The 23972-nt window shown below is 41.6% G+C and carries 18 protein-coding genes; 12 read left to right on the top strand and 6 right to left on the bottom strand.

Annotation, left to right across the window (positions count from 1 at the left end):
- Nucleotides 1–41: 41 nt before the first annotated feature.
- The 3 genes from frc to ABE954_RS21745 all read left to right on the top strand — a co-directional run bounded on the left by frc (nucleotide 42) and on the right by ABE954_RS21745 (nucleotide 4428).
- Nucleotides 42–1298, top strand: coding sequence for a formyl-CoA transferase (gene frc, locus ABE954_RS21755; protein WP_371025912.1), 1257 nt, complete (start codon nucleotides 42–44; stop codon nucleotides 1296–1298).
- Nucleotides 1299–1525: 227 nt separating this feature from the next.
- Entirely contained in the window at nucleotides 1526–3259 is a 1734-nt protein-coding gene (locus tag ABE954_RS21750) for a nitrilase-related carbon-nitrogen hydrolase (RefSeq protein ID WP_131680785.1), read from the top strand.
- A 452-nt stretch (nucleotides 3260–3711) separates the two neighbouring features.
- On the top strand, nucleotides 3712–4428 hold the full coding sequence (locus ABE954_RS21745; protein WP_042846762.1) for a YoaK family protein: 717 nt from the start codon (nucleotides 3712–3714) through the stop codon (nucleotides 4426–4428).
- Nucleotides 4429–4472: 44 nt separating this feature from the next.
- Here the strand turns inward: ABE954_RS21745 and ABE954_RS21740 are convergent, their stop codons facing one another.
- The 4 genes from ABE954_RS21740 to manD all read right to left on the bottom strand — a co-directional run bounded on the left by ABE954_RS21740 (nucleotide 4473) and on the right by manD (nucleotide 9674).
- The gene (locus ABE954_RS21740; protein ID WP_166686679.1) at nucleotides 4473–5960 is read right to left on the bottom strand and encodes a mannitol dehydrogenase family protein; all 1488 of its coding nucleotides are present in this window, start codon (nucleotides 5958–5960) and stop codon (nucleotides 4473–4475) included.
- The gene (locus tag ABE954_RS21735; RefSeq protein ID WP_042846759.1) at nucleotides 5941–7350 is read right to left on the bottom strand and encodes an MFS transporter; all 1410 of its coding nucleotides are present in this window, start codon (nucleotides 7348–7350) and stop codon (nucleotides 5941–5943) included. Before ABE954_RS21735 ends, ABE954_RS21740 begins: the two co-directional genes overlap by 20 nt.
- Before the next feature lie 62 nt (nucleotides 7351–7412).
- Nucleotides 7413–8435, bottom strand: coding sequence for a Zn-dependent oxidoreductase (locus ABE954_RS21730; RefSeq protein WP_042846758.1), 1023 nt, complete (start codon nucleotides 8433–8435; stop codon nucleotides 7413–7415).
- A 24-nt stretch (nucleotides 8436–8459) separates the two neighbouring features.
- A complete protein-coding gene (gene manD, locus ABE954_RS21725; protein WP_166686678.1) occupies nucleotides 8460–9674 on the bottom strand; it encodes a D-mannonate dehydratase ManD in 1215 nt (404 codons plus the stop codon).
- A 282-nt stretch (nucleotides 9675–9956) separates the two neighbouring features.
- Here manD and ABE954_RS21720 point away from each other — a divergent pair, with 282 nt between their 5' ends.
- The 9 genes from ABE954_RS21720 (at nucleotide 9957) to ABE954_RS21680 (ending at nucleotide 21811) form a co-directional block, all read left to right on the top strand.
- Nucleotides 9957–10703: an FCD domain-containing protein gene (locus ABE954_RS21720; RefSeq protein WP_004906196.1), complete on the top strand. Its 747-nt coding sequence runs from the start codon at nucleotides 9957–9959 to the stop codon at nucleotides 10701–10703.
- Between the two features lie 17 nt (nucleotides 10704–10720).
- Nucleotides 10721–11914, top strand: coding sequence for a mannonate dehydratase (gene uxuA, locus ABE954_RS21715; RefSeq protein WP_042846757.1), 1194 nt, complete (start codon nucleotides 10721–10723; stop codon nucleotides 11912–11914).
- A 600-nt stretch (nucleotides 11915–12514) separates the two neighbouring features.
- Nucleotides 12515–13450, top strand: a complete 936-nt coding sequence (gene fdhE, locus ABE954_RS21710) for a formate dehydrogenase accessory protein FdhE (protein ID WP_048605675.1) — start codon at nucleotides 12515–12517, stop codon at nucleotides 13448–13450.
- A 26-nt stretch (nucleotides 13451–13476) separates the two neighbouring features.
- Nucleotides 13477–14868 (top strand): L-seryl-tRNA(Sec) selenium transferase, encoded by a 1392-nt coding sequence (gene selA, locus ABE954_RS21705; RefSeq protein WP_042846755.1) that lies wholly within the window; start codon nucleotides 13477–13479, stop codon nucleotides 14866–14868.
- Complete coding sequence (gene selB / locus ABE954_RS21700; RefSeq protein WP_048605678.1) at nucleotides 14865–16733, top strand: selenocysteine-specific translation elongation factor; 1869 nt, start codon at nucleotides 14865–14867, stop codon at nucleotides 16731–16733. Before selA ends, selB begins: the two co-directional genes overlap by 4 nt.
- Nucleotides 16734–16803: 70 nt before the next feature.
- Nucleotides 16804–18462, top strand: a complete 1659-nt coding sequence (locus ABE954_RS21695) for an LTA synthase family protein (RefSeq protein WP_071548792.1) — start codon at nucleotides 16804–16806, stop codon at nucleotides 18460–18462.
- A 239-nt stretch (nucleotides 18463–18701) separates the two neighbouring features.
- A complete protein-coding gene (locus tag ABE954_RS21690) occupies nucleotides 18702–19703 on the top strand; it encodes an NAD-dependent epimerase (protein WP_042846752.1) in 1002 nt (333 codons plus the stop codon).
- Between the two features lie 35 nt (nucleotides 19704–19738).
- Nucleotides 19739–20905: a nucleotide sugar dehydrogenase gene (locus tag ABE954_RS21685; protein WP_042846751.1), complete on the top strand. Its 1167-nt coding sequence runs from the start codon at nucleotides 19739–19741 to the stop codon at nucleotides 20903–20905.
- Nucleotides 20906–21106: 201 nt separating this feature from the next.
- Entirely contained in the window at nucleotides 21107–21811 is a 705-nt protein-coding gene (locus tag ABE954_RS21680) for a lipopolysaccharide core heptose(II) kinase RfaY (protein WP_129467284.1), read from the top strand.
- A 33-nt stretch (nucleotides 21812–21844) separates the two neighbouring features.
- On the opposite strand, the gene thiM is transcribed toward ABE954_RS21680, so the two are convergent.
- Both thiM and ABE954_RS21670 read right to left on the bottom strand, forming a co-directional pair.
- A complete protein-coding gene (gene thiM, locus ABE954_RS21675) occupies nucleotides 21845–22621 on the bottom strand; it encodes a hydroxyethylthiazole kinase (protein ID WP_080972684.1) in 777 nt (258 codons plus the stop codon).
- Nucleotides 22622–22694: 73 nt separating this feature from the next.
- Entirely contained in the window at nucleotides 22695–23900 is a 1206-nt protein-coding gene (locus tag ABE954_RS21670) for an ROK family protein (protein WP_042846748.1), read from the bottom strand.
- Nucleotides 23901–23972 lie beyond the last annotated feature (72 nt).

Here is a 23972-nt window from a genome sequence, read left to right as displayed (position 1 = left end):
TGGGATTGGCATCATGGTCTTTCGGCAAAAAGAGGTAAATGATGACAGCTACAAAGCCTTTAGATGGAATACGTGTTCTAGATTTTACAGGGGTTCAGTCTGGGCCATCTTGTACCCAAATGTTAGCGTGGTTTGGGGCTGATGTGATAAAGATAGAACGACCAAGAGTTGGAGATGTAACTCGTCATCAATTGCGTGATATTCCTGATGTGGATGCATTATATTTTACCATGCTTAATAGTAATAAGCGTTCTTTAGAGCTGGATACTAAAACCCCAGAGGGTAAAGAAGTCATGGAAAAGCTGATACGCCAAGCGGACGTGTTAGTTGAAAATTTCCATCCGGGGGCGATTGACCATATGGGATTCACATGGGAGTACATTCAACAATTAAATCCTCGTTTAATTTTTGGTTCCATCAAAGGGTTTAATCAAAACTCGCCTTACGCAGATGTGAAAGCGTACGAAAATGTTGCCCAATCAGCAGGAGGTTCAGCCTCAACAACAGGGTTCCCTGATGGCCCCCCTGTTGTAAGTGCAGCAGCCCTTGGGGACAGTAATACGGGAATGCATTTACTGATTGGCTTGTTAACCGCATTGTTACACCGCGAAAAAACCGGTAAAGGTCAACGCGTGACGATGTCAATGCAAGATGCTGTGCTGAATTTATGCCGTGTAAAATTACGCGACCAACAGCGCTTAGAAAAAATAGGTTATTTAGAAGAGTACCCGCAATATCCAAATGGAAAGTTTGGTGATGCGGTTCCCCGAGGCGGAAATTCCAGCGGGGGAGGTCAGCCCGGCACCATGCTTAAATGTAAGGGCAGTGATACTGATCCTAATGCTTATATTTACTTTATTAATCAGGATCATAATTGGGAAAACACCTGTGATGCGATTGGTCGACCGGAATGGAAAACCGACCCTAATTTCGCAACGACCGAAGCTCGGGTAAGCCATATTCAGGATGTATGGGATGCGATTGAAGATATTGCGAAAGACAAAGATAAACATGAAATAACCGATTATTTCGATAAGTTTGGCGTGCCTTGTTCCGCAGTGCTGAGTATGAAAGAGATTATGGAAGATAAATCTTTGCGTGGTAGTGGTTCTATTGTTGAAGTTAAGCAACCCATACGGGGTTCTTATTTAACGGTAGGGTGCCCAGTGAAGTTTTCTAGTTTTATTCCAGAAATTAAGAGTGCTCCATTACTGGGAGAACATAATCACGAAATATTGAAAGAGCTTGGTTATAGCGATGAACAAATTATTGAGATGAAAAATAAAAGTGTTATTTAATTAATAATACTTTAAACACCTAATAATTGGTGAGCTTAAATAGATAGTCAATATTAAATTGTTATATTTGGATATTAATATATTCAAATATAACAATAATGCACAGAATTTGAATGGATTAATTCACTTTTTAAACCCATAAATTATTTTTCTATTCTATCCACGATTAATTATTCATTAATAGTGGGGGCTTTTTACTACTCTATTCGTTGAATAAGGATTGTCATATGCGTATTTCTGAAATTAAAAAAAGCAGTAAGGTTGCTGCCGTTGATTTTGTTCCTGCATGGGGTGATTTAAATGGGAATATTCAACGCCTAGTTGCAGCTGCAGAGAAAGTTGCTGCTCAGGGTGTCGACTATGCCGTTTTTCCTGAAACAGCGGTTAGCGGTTATTTATTTTCGGACACGGCTGAGTTAGCACCTTATTTAGATACTATTCCGGGTAAAACGACGGCGGCAATTTTACCTGTCCTCGCACAGACTGGCATGTATATGAGCGTTGGTATTGCTGAGCGAGATAGTGAAACAGGTTTAGCTTATAATTCAGCGGTCCTAATGGGGCCTGAAGGTATCATTGGTAAATATCGAAAAATAGGGTTGAACTCCCAAGACCAAAAAGTATTTGCTCCGGGTAATACTGGTGTGAAAACGTTTGATACCCCGATAGGCCGCATCGCATTATTAATTTGTTATGACGATACCTATTGGCAATATGTTCGTTTAGCGGCACTTGAAGGGGCTCAAATTATTGGTTGGCATTCAGTTTCGGACCGTATGATGCCTGATGCAACAGCGGCAGAAATGCTAGGTGACCACTCAACAGTGGCCCATGTTCAACATATGAGTGCACTGAATGGCGTATGGGTAGTTTGTGCGACACGCAGCGGTATTGAAACGAATCCAATTACCAAGGGACAGCTGTATTATAATGGGGGGTCGAGTGTGTGGTCCCCGTCCGGTCATAAGGTGGCGCAGTCCCCGGTGTTAAGCCCTTTAGAATTGGAACCCGGGTTGAATGGCATATATAGCGCAATGATTGATTTAGATGAAGCCGATAAACAGCGTAATACTTTGCTTGCTAAGCGTCGTCCTGACTTATATTCCCCAACACTTGCATTTCATCGTAGCCCTACGGATATCAATGCAACTTCGACGATAGTGCAAACCACTTTTATTGCAGCCCAGTGGGAAAAATCAGTCTCTAAGTTAGACTCTATTCAGGTGGGTGAGAATGAACTCTTAGTTTTACCTGAGCTTTCGGCACTTCCTTATACCGATGACCCGAATATTATTTTGTCCCATGCCGAAACACGAGGAGGGGTATTTGAACAAATCCTTTGCAAAGCAGCTTATGAAGGGAAAGGGTATATTGTAGGTAGTTACCCTGAAATTGATACCGATAAACTGTACCACACGGTGGTGCTAGCGGGCCCCGCGGGGGATATACTCGCCCGTTATAGAGTGACACACCTTAATGAGCGTGATAGTGGCTGGGCAATGGCAGGCCATGCAGTCAGTGTCACGGCAACTCCTATTGGGCGCATTGCTTTGGCTGCGGCACATGAATTAGAAGTCCCAGAACTCGCGGGGTTATATAGTGCATTACGCGCTGATATTTTGGCGGCGCCAGCGGGCATACCGAGTGATTTGAAAGTTGAAATTGATAGCCATCTTTATTCTGTGGAAAACCCACCGACTGGGCGAGCGGATTTTATCCCTTATGCTATCGCAACATTAAACCAACTATGGGTGATATGTGGAGGCCGCAATGAACGAGATTCAACGTCGGCCGCCATATACGGGCCTGAACCCGTCGTACTGACGCCAACATTAACAGCACAGAGAGGGGCCGAAGATGTTAGATTACAAACACAGGTTCCTGCTCCTTTTACTTGGATTAATCAAGAGCGTTTAATTAGTGGGCAGCAAGCCATTTGGTTTACGCCGCTAACTCGGTAGTTATTTTTGTTTTCCTGTTGTAATTCATTTGGTTACAACAGGAATGCTAAGTTATTAATATGAAAAATATTACTCATTAGCAATTAAAAGCCGGCAAAGGAGAGTTAAAACACTTCACTTTTTTGGTGTTGTTGCCTTGTTGGTTTTAATTGCGAGTATTTCTAGTGAAGTTTTTAATCACGGTTTATTTTGAATTTCAATTCTGAATTTGCATTTATTTTACAGTTGGTTTTTTTATTTTTATTTAGCTCTAAAAATAAAAAACGGTTTATTAAGAAATACTCAATTATTGTTCCGCCCTCTATTCATTATTTTGGTTATTTTGGATTATGTATCGACCAAATTGGCAAAAAAACAAATTTATTTAAGACAATTTTTAAGGTGCATATCACTTCGATTATGAGTCGGCCGAGCTGCTCAAAAATAGAGAGTTCAATACAGGGAAATAAAATATGACAACCTCTTCACCACAAGTGCCGTTTATGCAATTACCCACTATTGCATTTTTATTAGCGATTGCCTCAGGGATGTTGGATGGCTATGCCTTTTTCACAACGAAATCATTTGCGACGTTTCAGTCGGGCAATATCATCATGCTAGGTTATCAATTTGCTGAAAACGGTCTGGCTGCGGTGACGCCTTATGTTATTTCTATTTTCTCATTTGGTGCGGGAGCTATGTTACTGGCATTGATCCGTTATCGCTATAATACCGATGAGAAAACATGGACATTCACTTTACTGTCACTTGAAATAGCCCTTTTATTGCTGCTGATCGCGTATATTTTTTTATTCAATATCCAATCTAAGGGGTTTCATGCCGTTTGGGCTTTGTCTTTTATTGCAGGTATGCAGGGTAATGCATTCCACAAAATTAATGGCATGTTATACGGGAATATTGCAGTCACCTTAAATGTACAGCTAGGTTTTAGTTCTTTAGCAGAGTCTATCGCATTTAAAGGTAAAGCCAGAAAAAACGCATTGTATAAAAGTTATTGTTATTTTCTGACGCTCTTGGGTTTTGCTGGTGGGGCATTTCTCATGGTATTACTCGCTGATTATGCAAGGGAATATGCATTGTTTGCTACATTAATCCCGTTATGTTTGATATTTTTCTCTGGTCGCCAGTTTTCGAAAGAAAATAAACAGCTACCAATAGATTCGGATTGATGTGGGTGAAAGAGGCGGGGGAAGTCCCGCCTACTAAAATGTTATTATAAGTCGTGCTGGTGGTTGAGAGCTTCAACAGTTTTCTTGGCACCGTTATCACGTAGTGAAAGGTAGAATGCAGTCACCTTTTCAGTAAATAACGAATTATTAACCAGTTCTTCGGTAAACAAACTGTTAAGAGAAAGTAGTGTGCGAACACGGCTTTCATCATCAGTACTGTTTGCAACGAGCTCGGCCAACTTTACAGCCTGTGGGTCGCTGACTTGAATTTCTACGTCATGATCATCTTTTCCGCTGACATAACGCATCCATCCCGCAACAGCTAAGGCTAAATAATCAAATGATTGGCCGTTTTTCAGATGAATTTGGATAGAATCGAGTAAACGTTGAGATAATTTCAATGTTCCATCCATAGCGATTTGCCAAGTACGATGTTTCAACCCCGTATTTTTAAAACGTTCAATCAGGGCATTAGCATAGGCGGGTAAATCCACATTTTTGATGGATAACGTTGGTGCTTGCTCATTGACCATCAGGTGATAAGCTGCTTTTTCATAAGCACTATCCTGCATGCATTCATTAATATATTGGTAACCAGCCAAATAACCTAAATAAGCAAGGAATGAGTGGCTACCATTTAACATGCGCAGCTTCATTTCTTCAAATGGAACGACATCTGTGACTAACTGAGCGCCCGCTTTTTCCCACTCAGGGCGACCCGCGACAAAATTGTCTTCAATCACCCACTGGCGAAATGGCTCACAGGCAATGGCGACTTTGTCAACGACAGGGCCTAGTTGGGATTGAATTTTTTCTGCGGTGTCTGGTGTCATGGCAGGCACAATTCTATCCACCATGGTGGATGGAAAGGTGACATTGGCTTCAATCCAATTGGCCAATGCAATATCCTGTTTTGCAGCCATCGCTAAAATGACATTTTTCGTAATATGGCCATTTTCAGGCATATTGTCACAGGACATGACTGTAAATGGTGCAATACCCAGTGCCTTGCGGCGTTTTAAGGCTTCAACAATCAGACCCGGCAGTGATTTAGGGGTGTTTGGTGAGGCTAAATCATGCGCAATAGCGGGGTTCGCAAAATCAATCGAGCTTGTCGCGGGCACATAACAATAACCTTTTTCAGTAACCGTCATGGAAACGATGGCAATATTAGGGTCTAACATGCGATTGATAACGGCATCAATTCCGTGAATGGTTGGGTGTAATGCTTCTCTTACCACACCGACAGTACGGGTTTGCCAATTATCGCCTTGCATTTCAACTACGTTATAAAGGCAGTCTTGAGCGAGTAAATCTTCAATTTGTTGTTCCCCACCGACTAAATTGACCTCACAAAAACCCCAATCACTCTGCTGCTCCGTAGCTAAAATATCCGCAAAGATGGCTTGGTGGGCGCGATGGAACGCGCCGAAACCTAAGTGAAGCATTTTTACCTTTACCTGCTCCCTATCATAGCTTGGTACTTTGATTGTGGCGGGTAATTGGTTTAGGTTATTGGTTGACAGTTGCATATTTCACTTTACCTTTTTGTTGTTCAGCCTCTTCAACCGCATCCAACGTGCTGGTTAAATCACGATCTTTCACTTCAGGCATGATAATGGCACTGATTAATGAAATGGCAGAGTAAATGATGATCATGATTGCAATTGGCCACCAGCTTCCTGTGATGCTACAGAAAATGCCTGCTAGAACTGGGCCTAAGCCAGAGGCAATTAAGCCACCAATTTCTTTGGCTACAGCCATACCAGTAAAACGGTTACGTGAGTTGAACATTTCAGCCATCGTAATATTTTCTAAGGCAAATAATCCGAGTACTGAACAGTTATGAACGATAATAATACAGATGGTAATTAAGCTAACGCTGTTCGCGCCATCGACGATGACAGATAACATCGGATAGGCGAGCAACATGGCAGATAAGCTAAGAATAATATAAGGAATACGACGACCAAATTTATCTGATATCAGACCAATTACAGGAATAGTTAGGAAACCGACAACGGAGCTGATCATGATCGCATCAGTTGGAATACTCTTATCAAACAATAGGCTTTGAACTAAATATCCTGCTAAGAAAGTTTGAATTAACCCAGAGTTACCTGCTTGGCCAAAACGAATGCCAGTCGCTAACCAAAATGCTTTAGATTTAAACATGGCAAAGAAACTTTCTTTCGGTGGTGCTTGTACTGCGACTTTGGCTTCTTGTTCTTCCGTATTTTGCACTTTCTCAAATACAGGGCTTTCTTTCAGATTCAGTCGTAACCATACTGCAAACAGCATTACCACGAAGCTTGCCAAGAAAGGTACACGCCAGCCCCAAGCCAGTAAGTCTGACTTATCTAACCAGAAGAACATAACAGCCCAAATTGCAGTTGCGCTTAATGTGCCACAGTTTGTTCCCAGACCCACTAATGAGGCCACAATACCACGACGGCCTTTTGGTGCATATTCTGCCAGCATGGTGCCTGCACCCGAAATTTCAGCGCCTGCCCCTAAACCTTGAATAATTCGCAAGAGAACTAATAACAGCGGTGCGAGGATACCTACCTGTGCGTAGGTTGGTAATACCCCGATTAATGTAGTACACACCCCCATCATGGTGATGGTGATAAAGAGTACTTTTTTACGGCCGATTCGGTCGCCCATTTGACCAAAGAAAATCGCACCAACAATACGTGCGACATATCCGGCACCGTAAGTTCCCATAGCAAGAATTAATGCCATTGAAGCGGATTGTTCAGGGAAAAATATTTCATGGAAAACAAGTGCTGCGCCTAACGAGTAAAGCTGGAAATCCATAAACTCCAGAGCGGTTCCTAGCCAGCCTGAAACTGCAGCTTTGGTCAGATCGCCAGAGCTGCGTTCCACTTTCCCTGATGGGTCAATTGACTGAGTATTCATATTATTATCCTATTAATCACGTAGAGTAGTATCCAAAATCGGATTTAGTTTTTTTAATTAAATTAAAAGGTTAAAAGAATTTTACAGCAGGTCTTCTGGTCTTTTTCAAAGGTTAATATTGCCTCTTGCGCTTCAGTGAATGGGAACTGATGGGTTAAGATTTTTGTTGGGTCAATTTTTTTAGATTCTATCCAGCTAATTACTTCTTGGAATTTTTTGGCATTCAGACGCGAAGAAAATAATGAAATCTCTTTGCTGGTAATACTTTGCTGTGTAACGGCACTTGCTTCACTTGAAAAGCCCATAATAGAAACTCTTGCCGCGGGGGAAGCAATCAAGATGGCTTCTTGTAAGATAGCGGGATGGCAAGCTGCATCAAGTACTAACGTTGGGCGGAGCCCCAGTGCTTTGAGTTGTTCTGGCAGTGGGCTTTGTGAATTATCAATGATAATATCAGCACCACAATCTTTTGCTCTTGCTAAACGTTCAGTCACGCGGTCAACCACAATTAAGGTTTTGACCTGATAAACTCCTTTAAGAACCTGTGCGCAGGTTAACCCAATCGTACCCGCACCATAGACTAATGCGACATCATCTTGAGTTGGGTGAACATGCGAAGTCACGTTGGCGGCAATAGAGTATGGTTCAACGGTAACGGCACATTCATCGCTGATTGAATCGGGAATGGTATAAGCGTTTGCCGCAGGGACATTAACATATTCAGTGAACCCGCCATCAGTATGAACGCCTAATACTTCTAGTGTCTCGCAAACATTTGGTTTACCAATTGAACATGGGTAGCAATGACCACAACTGAGAACAGGGTCGATAGAGACTCGTTCACCAATGCGTTTACTGTCTACGCTGGAACCGACTTTTTCAATGACACCGAAAAATTCATGGCCAATCACGCGTGGATATTTTGCAAATGGGTTATGGCCACGGTAGATATGGCTGTCAGAACCACAAATACCGGCTAAGCGAACTTTTATTTGTACTTGATTTTCAGTTGGCTCAGGAACTGAACGCTCTTCAATCAATAATGTATTAGGTTCTTTAATTACTACCGATTTTACAGCTTTCATATTTGACTCCGAATAAAATAAAAATTACCAGTTCCACAACGTGCCGTCTTCGAGACGAGCAACTGGAAGATAAGCTGGGTTGTACGGGTATTTCGCTGCCAGTTTTTCATCAAAATCGATACCTAAACCGGGCTTATCACTTGGGTGCATATAACCATCATTGAACGTCCAGTTGGTCGTAAATACGGATAACATTTCTTCGGAGTAGCCCATAAACTCTTGAACGCCGAAATTTGGTACCCATAGATCAAAGTGTAAGGCGGCAGCATGGCAAATTGGGGATAGGTCAGATGGACCATGAGAACCTGTTCTGACTTGGTAAAGAGAAGCGAAATCAGCAATCCGGCGCATACCCGTGATCCCTCCAGCATGCGTGATTGTGGTGCGGATATAATCGATGAGTTGCTCTTCAATCAATTGTTTACAATCCCAAATGCTATTAAAAACTTCACCTACAGCGATTGGGGTGACGGTATGTTGACGAATTAATCTAAAACAAGATTGGTTTTCCGCTGGTGTTGGGTCTTCCATCCAAAATAATCGATAATCTTCAATACTTTTACCGAAGCGAGCTGCTTCAATAGGGGTCAAGCGATGGTGCATATCGTGTAAAAGGTGTTCATTGAAACCATATTTGTCGCGTACGGCTTCAAACAGTTTGGGCATAAAATCGAGGTATTTTTCGGTTGACCAAAATTGCTCTTCAGGGTGATGGCCTTTTGTGGCAGGTTCATAAGCAAGGTTTTTTCCTTTGCTCTGCCCATAGGTGGTTGCCATTCCTGGTATGCCGCACTGCACACGGATCGCTTTAAAACCTTTTTCTTTATATTTCGCGTAGTTATCTAGTGTTTCGGCAATATCGGTGCCTGTTGTGTGGCAATAAACCATCACACCTTCACGAGAAGCTCCACCGAGTAATTGATAAACTGGAAGGTTGGCAATTTTGCCTTTAATATCCCACAGTGCCATATCAATCGCAGAAATGGCGGACATAGTAACTGGGCCTCTGCGCCAATAGGCTCCCTTATAGAAGAATTGATAAATATCTTCGATTTTATGTGGGTCACGGCCTATCAACTGAGGACAGAGGTGATCTTGAAGATAGGATGCCACTGAGAGTTCTCTCCCGTTAAGGGTGGCATCACCGAGTCCATATATGCCTTCATCAGTAGTAATTTTTAATGTGACAAAATTACGACCGGGGCTACATACAAAGACTTCTGCTTTTATGATTTTCATTTTGGCCTAAATCCCTATTACTTGTTAACCAACTGATCAACCAAATTACCCCTTTACACTCAAACTGGTTTATTTATTGGTTAACCAAATCTTCTTTTTTTCACTCTATCAATCGATAAATTAAAAAACAATGACTAAAAAGACGACAATAAGTGAATCTGATCACAAATTGGTTAACTAATTTTGCAGAAATAGTGGATAAATTGGTTGACCATTGTGGTGAGGGACGATAATCTACAATGGAAGAACTAAATTTAATTCGACAACGCGTTGTACATATATATGAAAACTCAATACCGCTCGTACCAATACCTAGGTCAGCAGTTAAAAGAGCTCATTGCATCTGGTGAATATCCGATAGGAAGTCGTTTAATGCCAGAGCGTGAGATCGCTAAAAAATATGATGTTAGTCGCTCATTGGTACGTGAAGCACTCATCATGTTGGAAATTGAAAAATTGGTTTCTATCAAGAAAGGTTCTGGTGTTTATGTCATCAATCACCCAGACCTATTAATTGATGAAGTCAAAAGCTTAGACCATGGCCCTTTTGAAATACTGCAAGCGCGCCAAGTGATTGAAAGTGCGATAGCAGCATGTGCTGCTTTATCAGCAACAAAAGCCGATATTCAAGAGATCCGCGCATTATTAGAAGATGAGCGAATCAAAGTCGCAAATAATGAAAGTGACGATGCTAATGATCATAAGTTCCACGTGTTAATTGCTCGCGCAAGCAAGAATGACATGATGGCGAAGATTATTGATGATATCTGGGCTGTGCGGTTACAAAGCCCTATGTGGGATAAGCTACATGAGCATATCGACAATACGACTTACCGGAAGAAGTGGTTGATTGATCATGAAAATATTTTAAATGCACTACAAAAACGTGATCCTGAATTGGCTAAAAAAGAGATGTGGCAGCATTTAGAAAATGTCAAAAATACGCTAATGCAGCTTTCTGATTTTGATGACCCCAATTTTGATGGTTACTTATTTGAAACAATTCCTTATCAGACTATTTTTGAATAATCGCAGGAGAAGTACTCATGGAGCATACGTGGCGTTGGTACGGTCCTAATGACCCTGTTTCTTTAAGTGATGCTAGGCAAGCAGAGGTGACGGGAATCGTCTCTGCGCTCCATCATATTCCTAACGGTGAAGTTTGGAGTGTTGAGGAGATTTTAAAGCGTAAATCTATCATTGAAGATGCTGGGTTAGTTTGGTCTGTCGTGGAAAGTATTCCTATTCACGAAGATATTAAAACTCAACAAGGTAATTTTGATTTCTATATTCAAAATTACCAGCAAAGTATCCGTAATTTAGCATCCTGTGGTATTAAGACCATTTGCTATAATTTTATGCCAATTCTAGATTGGACGCGTACTGACCTTGCTTATACGCTACCTGATGGCTCCAAAGCGTTACGGTTCGACAATATTGCCTTTGCTGCGTTTGAAATTCATATTTTAAAACGTAAAAATGCGGCGGCGAGTTATTCAGAACAAGAAGTTAAAGAAGCGGCTGAGTATTATGCCAATATGTCATCTGATGATATCGAAAACCTGATTAAAACCATCATTGCAGGGTTACCGGGCGCAGAAGAAGGTTATACATTAGACCAATTCCGTGAGCGCTTGGCGCTGTATAATAATATTGATGAAAATCAGTTACGTGAGAACTTACGTTATTTCTTGCAGAAAATCGTTCCTGTGTGTGAAGAAGAAAATGTGGTTTTAGCTATTCACCCTGATGACCCTCCACGCCCAATTTTAGGCCTACCACGTATTGTTTCTACCATTGAAGATATGCGGTTTATTAAGCAAAGCTGCGATAGCATTCATAATGGGTTTACTATGTGCACAGGTTCTTATGGTGTGCGAGCCGATAACGACCTAGTAAAAATGATTAATGAATTTGGTGATCGTATTCATTTCACACATTTACGTTCAACGGTGAGAGAAAACAACCCAAATACTTTCCATGAAGGAAATCATATTGCAGGCGATGTCGATATGTTTGAAGTGGTCAAAGCCATTTTAGCGGTTGAACAAAAACGCCATGCTGCGGGGCTTGCACCAATTCCAATGAGACCAGATCATGGTCACCAAATTTTGGATGATTTGAAGAAAGTGACTAACCCGGGTTATTCCGCCATAGGGCGTCTAAAAGGTCTAGCGGAGGTTAGAGGTTTAGAGCTCGCAATTAAACGTATGTATTACCCTGAGTTACTGAAAATCTAAAGACTAACTGGTTATTAATGATATTTGCTTTTTATTTGGTATTTTGATTGTACCAAAGGGGCTGTTATACCTCTAAGGAAGCAAAATTGTTATTTTATTAATACGCGACCGAATAGTATTTGGTCGCGTATTTATTGACCATAAGTGCTTTTTATATTTATCTTTATCTAAAAGATACAATAGATATTAATTATATTTATGTTTTTATTTCGTTCTGATTGAACAACAGCAATAAAAAAAACATCTTGAAATAAGGACAAAATACCAATTTCTGTTGCAAATAGAAGGCTGTTTACATCATAAGCTTGCAGTTATAATCACTCCAAACCACAACTCCAGAATTTTTATCCTAGAGATAACAATTTATTTATATCAAATAAAACAACCATCATCCTGATTTACATTTACCTTGATCTACTACGGGGTTATATCATAGATAATTCGAGGGCCAGAGTAGCCTCAACGCTACTTTTGTTTTATCCTGAGTATTAGAGCACCGCTTTCGCGGATATAAAATATGATGAGCAAAGACGCTTCGGGAAAATGGTCAGCCATTTCTCGGGGATTGTCGTTATAAAAAAATAGAAAAGAGAGAACGCAATGGGTATTCGTATCGTTCCTAAAGAAGAGTTAGGGCAAGAAAGATTGAAAGAAAAAGGAATTGGTTTTATTCCTCCGGTTCTATTTCCTAACCTAAAAAGTTTATATCAACGCCGTGCTGAGCGGTTGAAAGAACTCGGTATTGGTGAGCATCCCTTTGCAGATTATCTGAATTTTGCAGCTGAAGTTGCTACTGCGCAACATAATGCACAACATGATAATCCATTAGACGTGGATATGGCGCCTATTCTTGAGCGTTCAATTAATACAAACAACTCCCCCTTAGATGCAAAAACCTTCCCACGTACAACACATTGGCACAAATTATTGACCGCTATTATCGCTGAGTTAATGCCAATTGTCCCTGAATCAGTTCGCCCAGCATTAGAAAACTTAGATAAAGCATCCGAAACTGAATTAGAGGCAATGGCGACCGCGTTATTAAATGAGGAGTTTGAGAAAGTCCCTGCGGAAAAATCCATGTTTATTTGGGCTGCTCTATCTGTGTATTGGGCGCAAATGGCTGCAAATATCCCCGGTAAAGCGCGCGCGGAACATGGTGACCACCGTCATTTCTGCCCAGTATGCAATAGCATGCCTGTATCAAGCATTGTACAAATTGGGACTTCGCAGGGGCTGCGTTATTTACACTGTAATTTATGTGAAACCGAATGGCACATGGTGCGTGTGAAATGCAGCAATTGTGAGCAAACAGGCCAACTGAATTATTGGTCACTGGATGACGAAAACGCAGCCATTAAAGCGGAAAGTTGTGGTGATTGTGGAAGTTATCTGAAGATCCTTTACCAAGAGAAAGAAGCTAAAGTCGAAGCAGTTGCTGATGATTTAGCGTCAATTATTTTGGATGCACGTATGGAAGAAGAAGGTTTTGCACGTAGCAGTATTAACCCGTTCTTATTCCCTGGTGAAAAATAAGCGGTAACAAACAGAGAATCGTAACTATGGCTGAATCAAATTCTGTTTTATATCGCCAACTTCCTGCAATCGATAAATTATTGCAGCTTGATGAAGTACAAGTATTGGTCGAGCAATCAGGATTGCATTGGGTAACAGCATGCTTACGTGAAATGCAAGAACAAGCCCGAACTTGTATTTCACAGTTTGGAAAATTACCCGCTTGGCACGATGACTGGCTAAAAGAACTATCTGTCCGCCACCAAACATTAGGGCAAAGTGCGTTAAAAAGCGTCTTTAATCTAACGGGAACGGTACTGCATACCAATTTAGGTCGAGCAGTAATGCCAACCTCGGCGATTAATGCAGTTAGCCAAGTGATGAATTCGCCAGTTACACTAGAATATTCTCTTGATGGCGCCATGCGTGGTCACAGAGACCGCGCGATTGCGGATTTACTCTGTGAATTAACAGGGGCAGAGGATGCATGCATTGTTAATAATAACGCAGCGGCAGTTTTGTTATTATTGGCAACAGTCGCGAATGGTCAGCAAGTCATTGTTTCTCGTGGTGAACTCGTCGAGATTGGCGGGGCTTTTCGCGTACCAGATGTGATGGCACAGGCCGGTTGCCAACTGGTTGAGGTGGGCACAACAAACCGTACTCACTTACGTGATTATGAAAATGCAATTAATGAGCAAACTGCATTGTTAATGAAGGTGCATACCAGTAACTATAGCATCGAAGGGTTTACTGCTGAGGTAGAGGGAGATGAATTAGCGGAACTGGGCAAAAAATACCAGTTACCGACGGCGATTGACTTAGGTAGTGGCTCCATGATTGATATGACAACCTTGGGGTTACCCGCTGAGCCAATGCCTCAAACCTATCTTGCTCAAGGTGTTGATTTAGTTTCTATTTCCGGTGATAAGCTTCTTGGTGGGCCACAAGCAGGGATTATCTTAGGGAAGAAAAAATGGATTGAGGCAATCCAAAAGCACCCGTTAAAACGCGCACTGCGCGTTGATAAAATGGTGTTAGCTGCGCTTGAAGCTACCCTAAAACTCTATTTAACCCCTGAAAAACTAGTTACTGAGTTACCGACCTTGCGATGGTTAACCCGTGAGCCAGAAGTGATCCAAAGGAGCGCAGAAAATATCTTAGTAGCACTGCAAGCTTTTTACGGTGACAAGTTTATTGTGGAAGTTGAGTCTTGCTTATCGCAAATAGGAAGCGGCTCGCTACCTATTGACCGGTTACCGAGTTTTGCGGTGACTTTTGCACCATTAGATGGAAAAGGCAGTACGCTGGAACAACTTGCCTCCCAATGGCGGCGGCTACCTCAACCCGTTATTGGTCGTATGAAAGAAGGCAAGCTGTGGCTTGACCTGCGTTGTCTTGATGATGAACATGCTTTATTACAGGTTTTACTTTCATGATTTTTGCGACAGCTGGCCATGTTGACCATGGTAAAACATCATTAATTCAATTGATTACAGGTATAAATACATCTCACCTTCCCGAAGAAAAAAAACGTGGGATGACGATTGACCTCGGTTATGCCTATTGGCCGCAACAGGATGGTAGTGCAATCGGCTTTATTGATGTGCCAGGGCATGAAAAATTCTTAGCGAACATGCTAGCTGGGGTTGGCGGCATTAACCATGCTCTACTGGTTGTGGCATGTGATGATGGTGTAATGGCTCAAACACTTGAGCATCTATCCATTTTAAGGCTCGCTGGCTGCCAAGATATCACGTTAATCCTTACCAAGGCTGACCGAGTTGACCATTCACGTATTGAACAAGTGATACAACAAGCTAAATCAGAGCTAGCACGGCAAGGTTGGCCTGACGCTAAATTATTTATCACCTCTAGCGAAGATGGGCGTGGTGTTGAATCACTACGTTTATATCTACAACAGTTACATCAACTCAACGGCGCTCATGAAAATTTGCAGCGCCGTTTTCGTTTAGCCATTGACCGAGTTTTCCATGTAAAAGGGGCTGGGATTGTGGTGACGGGAACTGCGTTAGCAGGGAAAATACAAGTCGGGGACTCACTATGGGTTACTGGTGCAGATAAACCGGTTAGAGTCAGAGGGGTCCATCGGCAAAATCAATCCTCAGACTGTGCGCAAGCGGGTGACCGTGTGGCATTGAACCTATCCGGTGATATCGCGAAAGAAGACATCACTCGAGGTGATTGGCTGTTGTCTCAGCAACCGGCCTTTATTGCAAACCGTGTGATTGTTGAGCTGGAATGTGACGCATTAATTAAGCATTGGCAACCTGTACATCTTTATCATGGAGCAAGTCACATTACCGGACGTGTATCTTTATTAGTGGAGCAAGGGGAAACCCCCATTCTTGCCGAGTTAATTTTAGATACTCCATTATGGTTAGTGGATAATGACCGGCTGATTATCCGTGATATAAGTGCTCGCCAGACATTAGGCGGGGCACGTGTGATCCGCTTAGTCTCCCCGCGTCGTGGCAAAAGGCTTCCCGAGTTTTTAGATTGGTTATCAAAGCTGTGTAAAGAGCATGATGAGCTTGCGCACTTTAAGTTACAACTTCCTCAGGGGGAGCTTAATTTACAGGAATACAGCTGGGCGCGGCAATTAACCCATGAAGCGGTAGAAAGCTTATTGGTGCAAACAGATGCAGAGCGTGTCGGTAACAATGTACTGTCAGCATTTAAAGCCCAAGTGGCTAAAGAGCGTTTAGTACAGACCCTTGAGAAATTTAACCAAGTCCATAGTGACCAAATCGGGGTTGGGAAAGCCCGATTAAAACGCATGGCCCTCCCTTCTATGAGTGAAGCGCTAGTGTTTAAGCTGATTAATGACCTTATTGATGAAAAGGTCATTAAGCAAACGCGCGGTTGGTTACATATGCCTCAGCATGGGTTGGTTTTCGACGCTGAGCAACAATTAATTTGGCAGCAGATTTACCCGTTATTTTCTCGTAATGAGGCTTGGTGGGTACGTGATCTCGCATTAGAAAGTGGCTATGAAGAAGAGACAATGCGGCGCGTACTTAAAAAAGCCGCACAAATGGGGTTAGTTATCGCGATTGTGCGTGACCGTTATTACAGCAATGAGCAAATTAGCTATTTTGCTGCGAAGATCCATCGTTATTGCTTAGAAAATGAAGTGATTTTTGCGGCGGATTTTCGTAATCAATTGGGCATTGGTCGAAAACTTGCGATTCAAATTCTTGAGTTTTTTGATAAAAGCGGTTTTACTCGTCGTAAAGGCGATGGGCACTATTTGCGTGATAAAGGGATTTTCGTTGAATAAACTGAGTGTTTTAGTCCGTTATAGTAGTGCTTCATAGCAAACCTTCAATATTAACCTTGTGGTAAAACCGATGAAGAAAAAGTTATTTGCAGGCTTTTATCTGGCATTAATTTTTATTGGCTCACTTTTTTTAGTGTTTGAAAAAGGGAGTGTGATTTATCCTGCGCTGATTTCAATCAGTGTATATGCTACCTTATTTGGTGTTTTAATGGTGCTTACAGCTCGCTGGTTATTTTCAGTGGTTATTACCAGTACCTTGTTTATTATCATTAAATTTTTAAACCAGTTAAAAGTTCATTACTACAAAGAACAACTTTTCTTCACCGATATTAACATCATGACCGATACCTCCAATATGGGCACCTTGGGCCATTATTGGTTAGCGGGTGTTGCCTTGGTCGCCTTGGTTATTTTGCTAGTGGTTAATGGTGTTATCAGTTGGCGCCTAGTGTCATCATCTAAATCATTAACTTCACGTATTGTTGGGCTGATCTTAGTTGTTGCGGGTTATTTTGGGGCGAGTTTTACAAGCGACCATTATTATGATCGGTGGTCTCAAACTTTACCTAAGGGCCGTGGGACAGTCACAAATATTATCATGTCTGCAAAAAACTCGAGTTATCAATCACCACAATTTGCAGGTTCTGCGGATTATTTCATCGAGAAAGCGGCAACGGTAACGTTAGAAAATACAACGCCTTCAGAAAAGCCAGATATTGTTTTATTACTTCAAGAATCAACGGTTAACCCAAATATTTATGATTTACCTGCTGGGACAAAACTTCCTGAATTATTCATGTTCCAGCAAGATGAGGGTGTTGCTGCATCTAGCCAAATGCGGGTTCAGACTTTTGGCGGTGGTACTTGGTTATCAGAGTTCTCAGCGCTCACAGGTTTAAATAGTGATGATTTTGGTGCACAAAAAAGCGGTGTTTTTTATTTTATTGTCGATAACTTAAAAAATAGCCTATTCAAAGAAATGAAAGCCAATGGCTATTACACAGTTGTCTTAACACCGTTTAATAAAGGGGCTTACCATTCAGGTCATGCTTATGAAACCCTCGGTGTCGATAGAATTATCCAGCCACAAGAACTCGGTTATCCAGGTAAATTACAAGATAATCTATGGACAATCAGCACGGAAGATATGCTGAAATATGTCAAAGAAATTTTAGCAAAAGAAACGGACAAACCTGTTTTTATTTTCTCTTTAACAATGTATGAGCATGGGCCTTATAAAGAGAGCCACAGTGATGATTACGGGATAAAAGACAAAATTAAACAGGCAGATGCTGCCGGTGAATTTAGCCACTATATGGAGAAAATTATTGCCTCAGATGCATCAATCCGTGACTTTGCTAGCTTTATTGAAAAGCGAGACCGCCCACTAATGTTCTTGTATTTTGGTGATCACCAGCCGGGTATTAGTTTAAATCAATATAATTCCCCTCTGTCGTCACCAGCTTACCTGACTCAATTTACGTTACGTGATAATTTGAAATCAGGGACACATATTGAAATAGGCCCATTAACCGATATTTCCTTCTTAGGGGGTATCCTATTGGAGCGCGCAAATTTAAAGGTTTCGCCATTCTATGAGGCTAATATTAAGATGCGCCATCTTTGTGAGGGTAAATTGAATGATTGCGAAGACCAGAAGCTACTAGATAGCTATCGTAATTATATTTACCGCACTTTAAAATCCGCAGATAAAGTAGATAACAACTAAATATCAGTAAGTTGTGGCAGGTATCTAACCATACCTGCTACTGATTTTATCTTTATATCGTCTACCTTTCTTCCTATCTAACCTTAACGTTTCTTTAAAAGGAAAATTTTTTATTTATTATTCGGTTAGCGATAAAACCATTTTTGACTTTTTGTGTCTTATATTCAGGTCAGTTTATTTAAATGACCAAAACGCTCAATTAGAGCTTGGAAATGGTTTAATGCTAGAAGATGGTGAATATGAAATACTTGGTCACGGGAAGTGCAGGCTTTATTGGTTTTAGGCTATGTCAGCGTTTATTAGAAAGTGGGCATGAGGTCGTCGGTATTGATAACCTTAATGCTTACTATGATCAGGGCCTTAAACAATCCCGCTTACATTTATTAGAACAATTTCCGCTATTTCGTTTTCTTCACCTTGACCTAACCGATCGCGAAACCATCAGGGTATTGTGTACCCAAGAGCAATTCGATAGGGTTATTCACCTTGCGGCACAAGCGGGGGTTCGTTATTCGTTGGAAAACCCATTTGCTTATGCAGATAGCAATTTAACGGGTCACCTAGCTATTTTAGAAGGTTGCCGCCAAGCCAAAGTAAAACACCTTGTGTATGCTTCTTCTAGTTCCGTGTATGGCGTGACAGATAAGGCCCCATTTACTACCGATATGCCAACCGATCACCCAATCTCATTGTATGCAGCAACGAAGAAAGCCAATGAATTGATGGCGCACTCCTACTCACATCTATACCAGTTGCCTACAACAGGGCTGCGCTTCTTTACCGTTTATGGCCCTTGGGGCCGGCCAGATATGGCCTTATTTAAATTTACTAAAGCTATTTTGGCGGGGGAGCCCATTGATGTCTATAATAACGGCAATCTCAGCCGTGATTTCACTTTTGTTGATGATATTGTCGAAGGTGTGATCCGTATTTCGGATATAATTCCACAAGCAGACCCGCACAATAACGGTGCCTCACCGGCAGAAAGTAGTGCGCCATACCGTATTTATAATATTGGTAATGGGCAGCCCGTTAAATTGATTGAGTTTATTTCAGCGTTGGAAAAAGCGCTCGGTAAAGAGGCCATTAAAAACTTCTTACCTATGCAAGCAGGGGACGTCTACACAACTTGGGCAGACACTGAAGACCTATTTAATGTGACAGGTTATCGTCCACAAGTATCTATTGAGCAGGGTGTTCAGGCCTTTGTTGATTGGTATCGTTCTTATTACCATCAATAAAATAATACATCCGTAGCAGAAATTGAGAGGCAAGTTTGAAAATAGCAATCGCAGGGACCGGCTACGTCGGCCTATCTAACGCCATGTTACTGTCACAAAATCACGAAGTGGTTGCAGTCGATATCATCCCTGAAAAAGTGGCAATGCTAAACAATCATCAATCACCGATTGTTGACGCTGAAATTGAGCAATTCTTAACGGAGAAAACGCTCAATTTCCGTGCCACAGAAGATAAAAACGAAGCCTATACGGGCGCGCAGTATGTGATAGTGGCGACGCCAACAGACTACGACCCAAAAACCAATTACTTCAATACTCAATCGGTTGAATCTGTTATTCATGACGTGAATAACATTAACCCCGCAGCCACGATTATTGTGAAATCCACCATTCCTGTGGGCTTTACTGAGCGTTTACGTGAAGAGTTTGGTTACACCAACGTGATTTTCTCCCCTGAATTTTTACGTGAAGGCCGTGCTCTGTGGGATAACTTACACCCTTCCCGCATTGTGGTCGGGGAGCGTTCTGAGCGTGCAAAGGTTTTTGCTGATTTACTGCTAGAAGGTGCAATTAAAAAAGACGTTCCGGTGTTATTTACCGATGGAACCGAAGCCGAAGCCATTAAACTGTTTGCCAATACCTATTTGGCGATGCGAGTGGCGTACTTTAATGAACTCGACACTTATGCAGAAAGCCGTGGTTTAAATGCACGCCAAATCATTGAAGGTGTCTCTTTAGACCCACGTATTGGCAGCCATTATAACAACCCATCATTCGGTTACGGCGGTTATTGTTTACCGAAAGATACCAAACAGCTACTGGCTAATTACGATGACGTGCCAAATAACTTGATTAACGCCATTGTCGAATCCAACCGTACCCGTAAAGACTTTATTTCTGATGCTATTATTGCTAAAGCACCACACAAAGTAGGGGTTTATCGCTTAGTGATGAAAGCGGGCTCTGATAACTTCCGTGCTTCAGCGGTACAAGGTGTGATGAAACGCATCAAAGCCAAGGGCATTGAAGTGGTGGTGTATGAACCTGTTTTAAATGAACCTGAGTTTTTCCGTTCAAAAGTGGTCAATGACTTAGCGGAATTTAAGGCTCAGTGCGACGTTATTTTAGCCAACCGTATGGTGCCTGAGCTGGAAGATGTAGCGAGTAAAGTCTATACCCGTGACTTGTTTGGTAACGACTAAGCTTATCAACCTGAAATAGATTGGTCATCGAATTGGCCAATCTATGCGTCAAGTCCCCGTATTGTCGCTAAAACCCTATCTATTTTGTGCTAAATGCCACAATTACTCATTTTATTCGCTGATTTTGCAAGAATCGCTAAGAAATGCCTTTTCCCCTTTGCTAGCATCAGCTGATCTACTTAAATAAACTGGCTTTTTGTCATGCAAAAAATAATAAAAAAACAAATGGATAGTTTTGTGACTTATCAAAAAGAGGGAACAATCGATTTTTGGCAGGTTATTAATGATTTTATTCAAGGGAAAATTGATGGCAAAAATTTAGGTAGTGGCAATATCGATAGAAGTGTTGCACGTATTAATATTGATGGTCGGAATTTTATTATTAAGTGTGAAAAAGAGCGTGATAAACGCCTTGAAAAGAGAATAATGCGCATTATCTCTGGGCCTTTTTATTCAACCTTATTAAAACGCTTAGTTGTCGCTCAAAATAAAGGCTGTACTGTTACAAATGATATTTACTTTGTGGCTGAAAAAATAAAATGCCGTGAATCAATCGAAACGTGGATTATTGCTGAGTATGTAGAAGGGACAGTACTCTCTGAGCTTGACGATATCACGCCTTACTATGAGGAGATGAAATCGGTCATTCATCAGTTACATCAATACGGGTTATCTTCTAATGATGTCCATACGGGGAATTTTGTTTTAACGGACAATGGATTGAAAGTCATTGATTTATCAGATTATGGTAATTTGTCTATTTGCAAAGCTAATGACTTAATTGCTTTACAACGTTTTTACGGTATCGAACCTGATCACAAAAACCTTATCTATCGATTTATTCGTTTCAGGGATAACTTTCGCCATTGGTCGAGAAAACTTAGAGGAAAGAAAACGCGGTTATAACTTAGCGACTTTATTTTCTTTATCAATAAGTGATTAATTTAGCTGGTAAATGGCATCTAAAAATTCAGGGATAAAACTGCCTGTACCGTGGCACCGTCGTGTCGCTGTTTCTCCTGCTTGTTTCATTAATGCGCATGCTGTTGCAACATGCTGTAAACGGTCGCCAGTTAAGGTACAAAATGCGCCAACAACAGCAGAAAGCGCACACCCAGTGCCAACCACTCGAGTCATTAATGGATGACCCCCTATGACGGCAATCGTTCGCGCCCCATCGGTGATGTAGTCAACTTCGCCGCTAATTGCCACGATTGTAGCCGTTTTTCGCGCTAATAACTGAGCTGCCGGTAGCGCATCACTCGTGGTATTCAGGGAATCAACCCCCCTCCCACCAAGGCTTTCACCGGCTAATGCCATGATTTCGGATGCATTGCCACGAATAGCGGCGGGTTTTAGTGTGAGTAGCTCTTGACAAAATTGTGTCCGAAAACTCAGCGCCCCCACGGCAACAGGGTCTAACACCCATGGCTTATTGGCAGCATTAGCACTCTGTACCGCTAAACGCATAGCATGCTGCCGCGGTGCAGTTAGCGTGCCTACATTGATTAATAACCCACTGGCTATGGCAGCAAATTGCTCCGCTTCTTCGGGCTCAATGACCATGGCGGGGGAACAACCCAAGGCAAGAAGTACATTGGCTGTAAAGGTTTGAACGACATCATTGGTCATGCAGTGGACAAGGGGAGAGGCAGACTTAAGTTGCTGTAATATATTTGATTTTGTTACGTTGTCGATACTTTCAAATTCAGCCATGTGCCCCTCTCGCATAATGGAAACTGTAGAATAACTCATGCAGTTTACAGGTTATAATCATTAATGAAATAGCTTAATAATCAGAAAGATAGTTTTGTATCACCATCCCCCCAGCCCCTTGAGCGACAATTTCATAAGAGTCATTTGCTGGGTAAATACGTGTTTTAATATGCGGGAAAATAGACAGTTTGTCTTCAATGGATTTTTTAGTCACCGCAAAAAAGTGGTTTTTAGGTGTTAATGTGCCCCCGCATACAACGACATCCGCTTGCGTGATCAAAACGGCATTAGCAATCGCAATACCATAATAATAGGCAGCTTCTTCAAGTGCCTCAAGACACAATGCATCATTCAAGGTTAACGCTTTGAAAATAATATGGTAATTAATCTCAGATTCATGATTAACTAATTCATTGATAACTGAGGGCTTTCCTAAGCGAAGTTGTTTTATTATTCGGGTTTTAATCGCAGATAGTGAGCTATACTGCTTTAAACAGCCAAATGACCCACATTCACAGCGTTGGCCATTGATATCAATCGTGGTGTGACCAAATGCTTGGGCGGTACTGATAGGCGCAGGGGCGTAGTGATTATTAATTATGGTGCAGCTGCGGATGTCAGTATCACAAGTAGTGAATAAAAACCTTTGGCTATCAGAGGCATAGCGTAAGCGATATTCAGCAAAAGCCGCAAAGCTGATCCCACTCCCGAGTAATACAAAGCAAGGTACTTTGTCAGTAATATAACGATATAGCTCTTGTATCCGGGCGCTATATTGGTGATAAGGTAGTTTATCGCGCTCTAAAATATGGTCGATAGCAATCCCTATGCCAAGCAAGCTTTCAAGCTTGAGATGGTGTTCCTCAAGCAGGGTGTTAACCTTATTTAGCAGATGATCTAGCATGTTTTCTGCTGTTTCTAAGTGTTCATATTTCACTTTGACCATGCCTAAAATATCCAGCTTTAGGTTTTGTAAAACAATGGTCGAGTAGATATCACTCATTTCAATCCCAACTAAATAACCATCAGCAGGGTTGATGCTATACAGAATGGGTTTACGCCCACCAGTTGATTCTCCGAGTTCTGAGGTCGAAATTAATTGGCATTTACTCAGCTCATCGAGCAGCCTTGCACAGGTGGCAGGCTTCATACTGGCCAATGATGCCAAGGTTTCAGCTCTAATTGGACCATGGTTAAGAATCAACCGATAGAGGACTTTGAGTTTTTGTGTTTTTGAATTTTTTGAGGTGCGAAATTCATTTAATAGTGTATGTAACAAGCGCCCCGCTCCTTTCTATTGCCAACTCTTGCGCTAGAGATTAGCAAATCTACGCATAAAATACTGTTTCGT

It is taken from the genome of Providencia sp. TYF-12 (genome assembly GCF_041344805.1).
Classification (GTDB): domain Bacteria; phylum Pseudomonadota; class Gammaproteobacteria; order Enterobacterales; family Enterobacteriaceae; genus Providencia; species Providencia huashanensis.
The sequence above is the reverse complement of the archived record's forward strand: the minus strand, read 5'-3'. Positions and strand labels throughout refer to the sequence as shown.

Excerpts from the sequence above, each read along its gene's own strand:
- selA (WP_042846755.1), top strand. The coding sequence starts at position 13,477 with ATGGCTGAATCAAATTCTGTTTTATATCGCCAACTTCCTGCAATCGAT.
- ABE954_RS21680 (WP_129467284.1), top strand. The coding sequence starts at position 21,107 with ATGCAAAAAATAATAAAAAAACAAATGGATAGTTTTGTGACTTATCAA.
- ABE954_RS21740 (WP_166686679.1), bottom strand. The coding sequence starts at position 5,960 with ATGCAACTGTCAACCAATAACCTAAACCAATTACCCGCCACAATCAAA.
- ABE954_RS21695 (WP_071548792.1), top strand. The coding sequence starts at position 16,804 with ATGAAGAAAAAGTTATTTGCAGGCTTTTATCTGGCATTAATTTTTATT.
- thiM (WP_080972684.1), bottom strand. The coding sequence starts at position 22,621 with ATGGCTGAATTTGAAAGTATCGACAACGTAACAAAATCAAATATATTA.
- uxuA (WP_042846757.1), top strand. The coding sequence starts at position 10,721 with ATGGAGCATACGTGGCGTTGGTACGGTCCTAATGACCCTGTTTCTTTA.
- ABE954_RS21750 (WP_131680785.1), top strand. The coding sequence starts at position 1,526 with ATGCGTATTTCTGAAATTAAAAAAAGCAGTAAGGTTGCTGCCGTTGAT.
- frc (WP_371025912.1), top strand. The coding sequence starts at position 42 with ATGACAGCTACAAAGCCTTTAGATGGAATACGTGTTCTAGATTTTACA.
- ABE954_RS21720 (WP_004906196.1), top strand. The coding sequence starts at position 9,957 with ATGAAAACTCAATACCGCTCGTACCAATACCTAGGTCAGCAGTTAAAA.
- manD (WP_166686678.1), bottom strand. The coding sequence starts at position 9,674 with ATGAAAATCATAAAAGCAGAAGTCTTTGTATGTAGCCCCGGTCGTAAT.
- selB (WP_048605678.1), top strand. The coding sequence starts at position 14,865 with ATGATTTTTGCGACAGCTGGCCATGTTGACCATGGTAAAACATCATTA.
- ABE954_RS21730 (WP_042846758.1), bottom strand. The coding sequence starts at position 8,435 with ATGAAAGCTGTAAAATCGGTAGTAATTAAAGAACCTAATACATTATTG.
- ABE954_RS21745 (WP_042846762.1), top strand. The coding sequence starts at position 3,712 with ATGACAACCTCTTCACCACAAGTGCCGTTTATGCAATTACCCACTATT.
- ABE954_RS21690 (WP_042846752.1), top strand. The coding sequence starts at position 18,702 with ATGAAATACTTGGTCACGGGAAGTGCAGGCTTTATTGGTTTTAGGCTA.
- fdhE (WP_048605675.1), top strand. The coding sequence starts at position 12,515 with ATGGGTATTCGTATCGTTCCTAAAGAAGAGTTAGGGCAAGAAAGATTG.
- ABE954_RS21735 (WP_042846759.1), bottom strand. The coding sequence starts at position 7,350 with ATGAATACTCAGTCAATTGACCCATCAGGGAAAGTGGAACGCAGCTCT.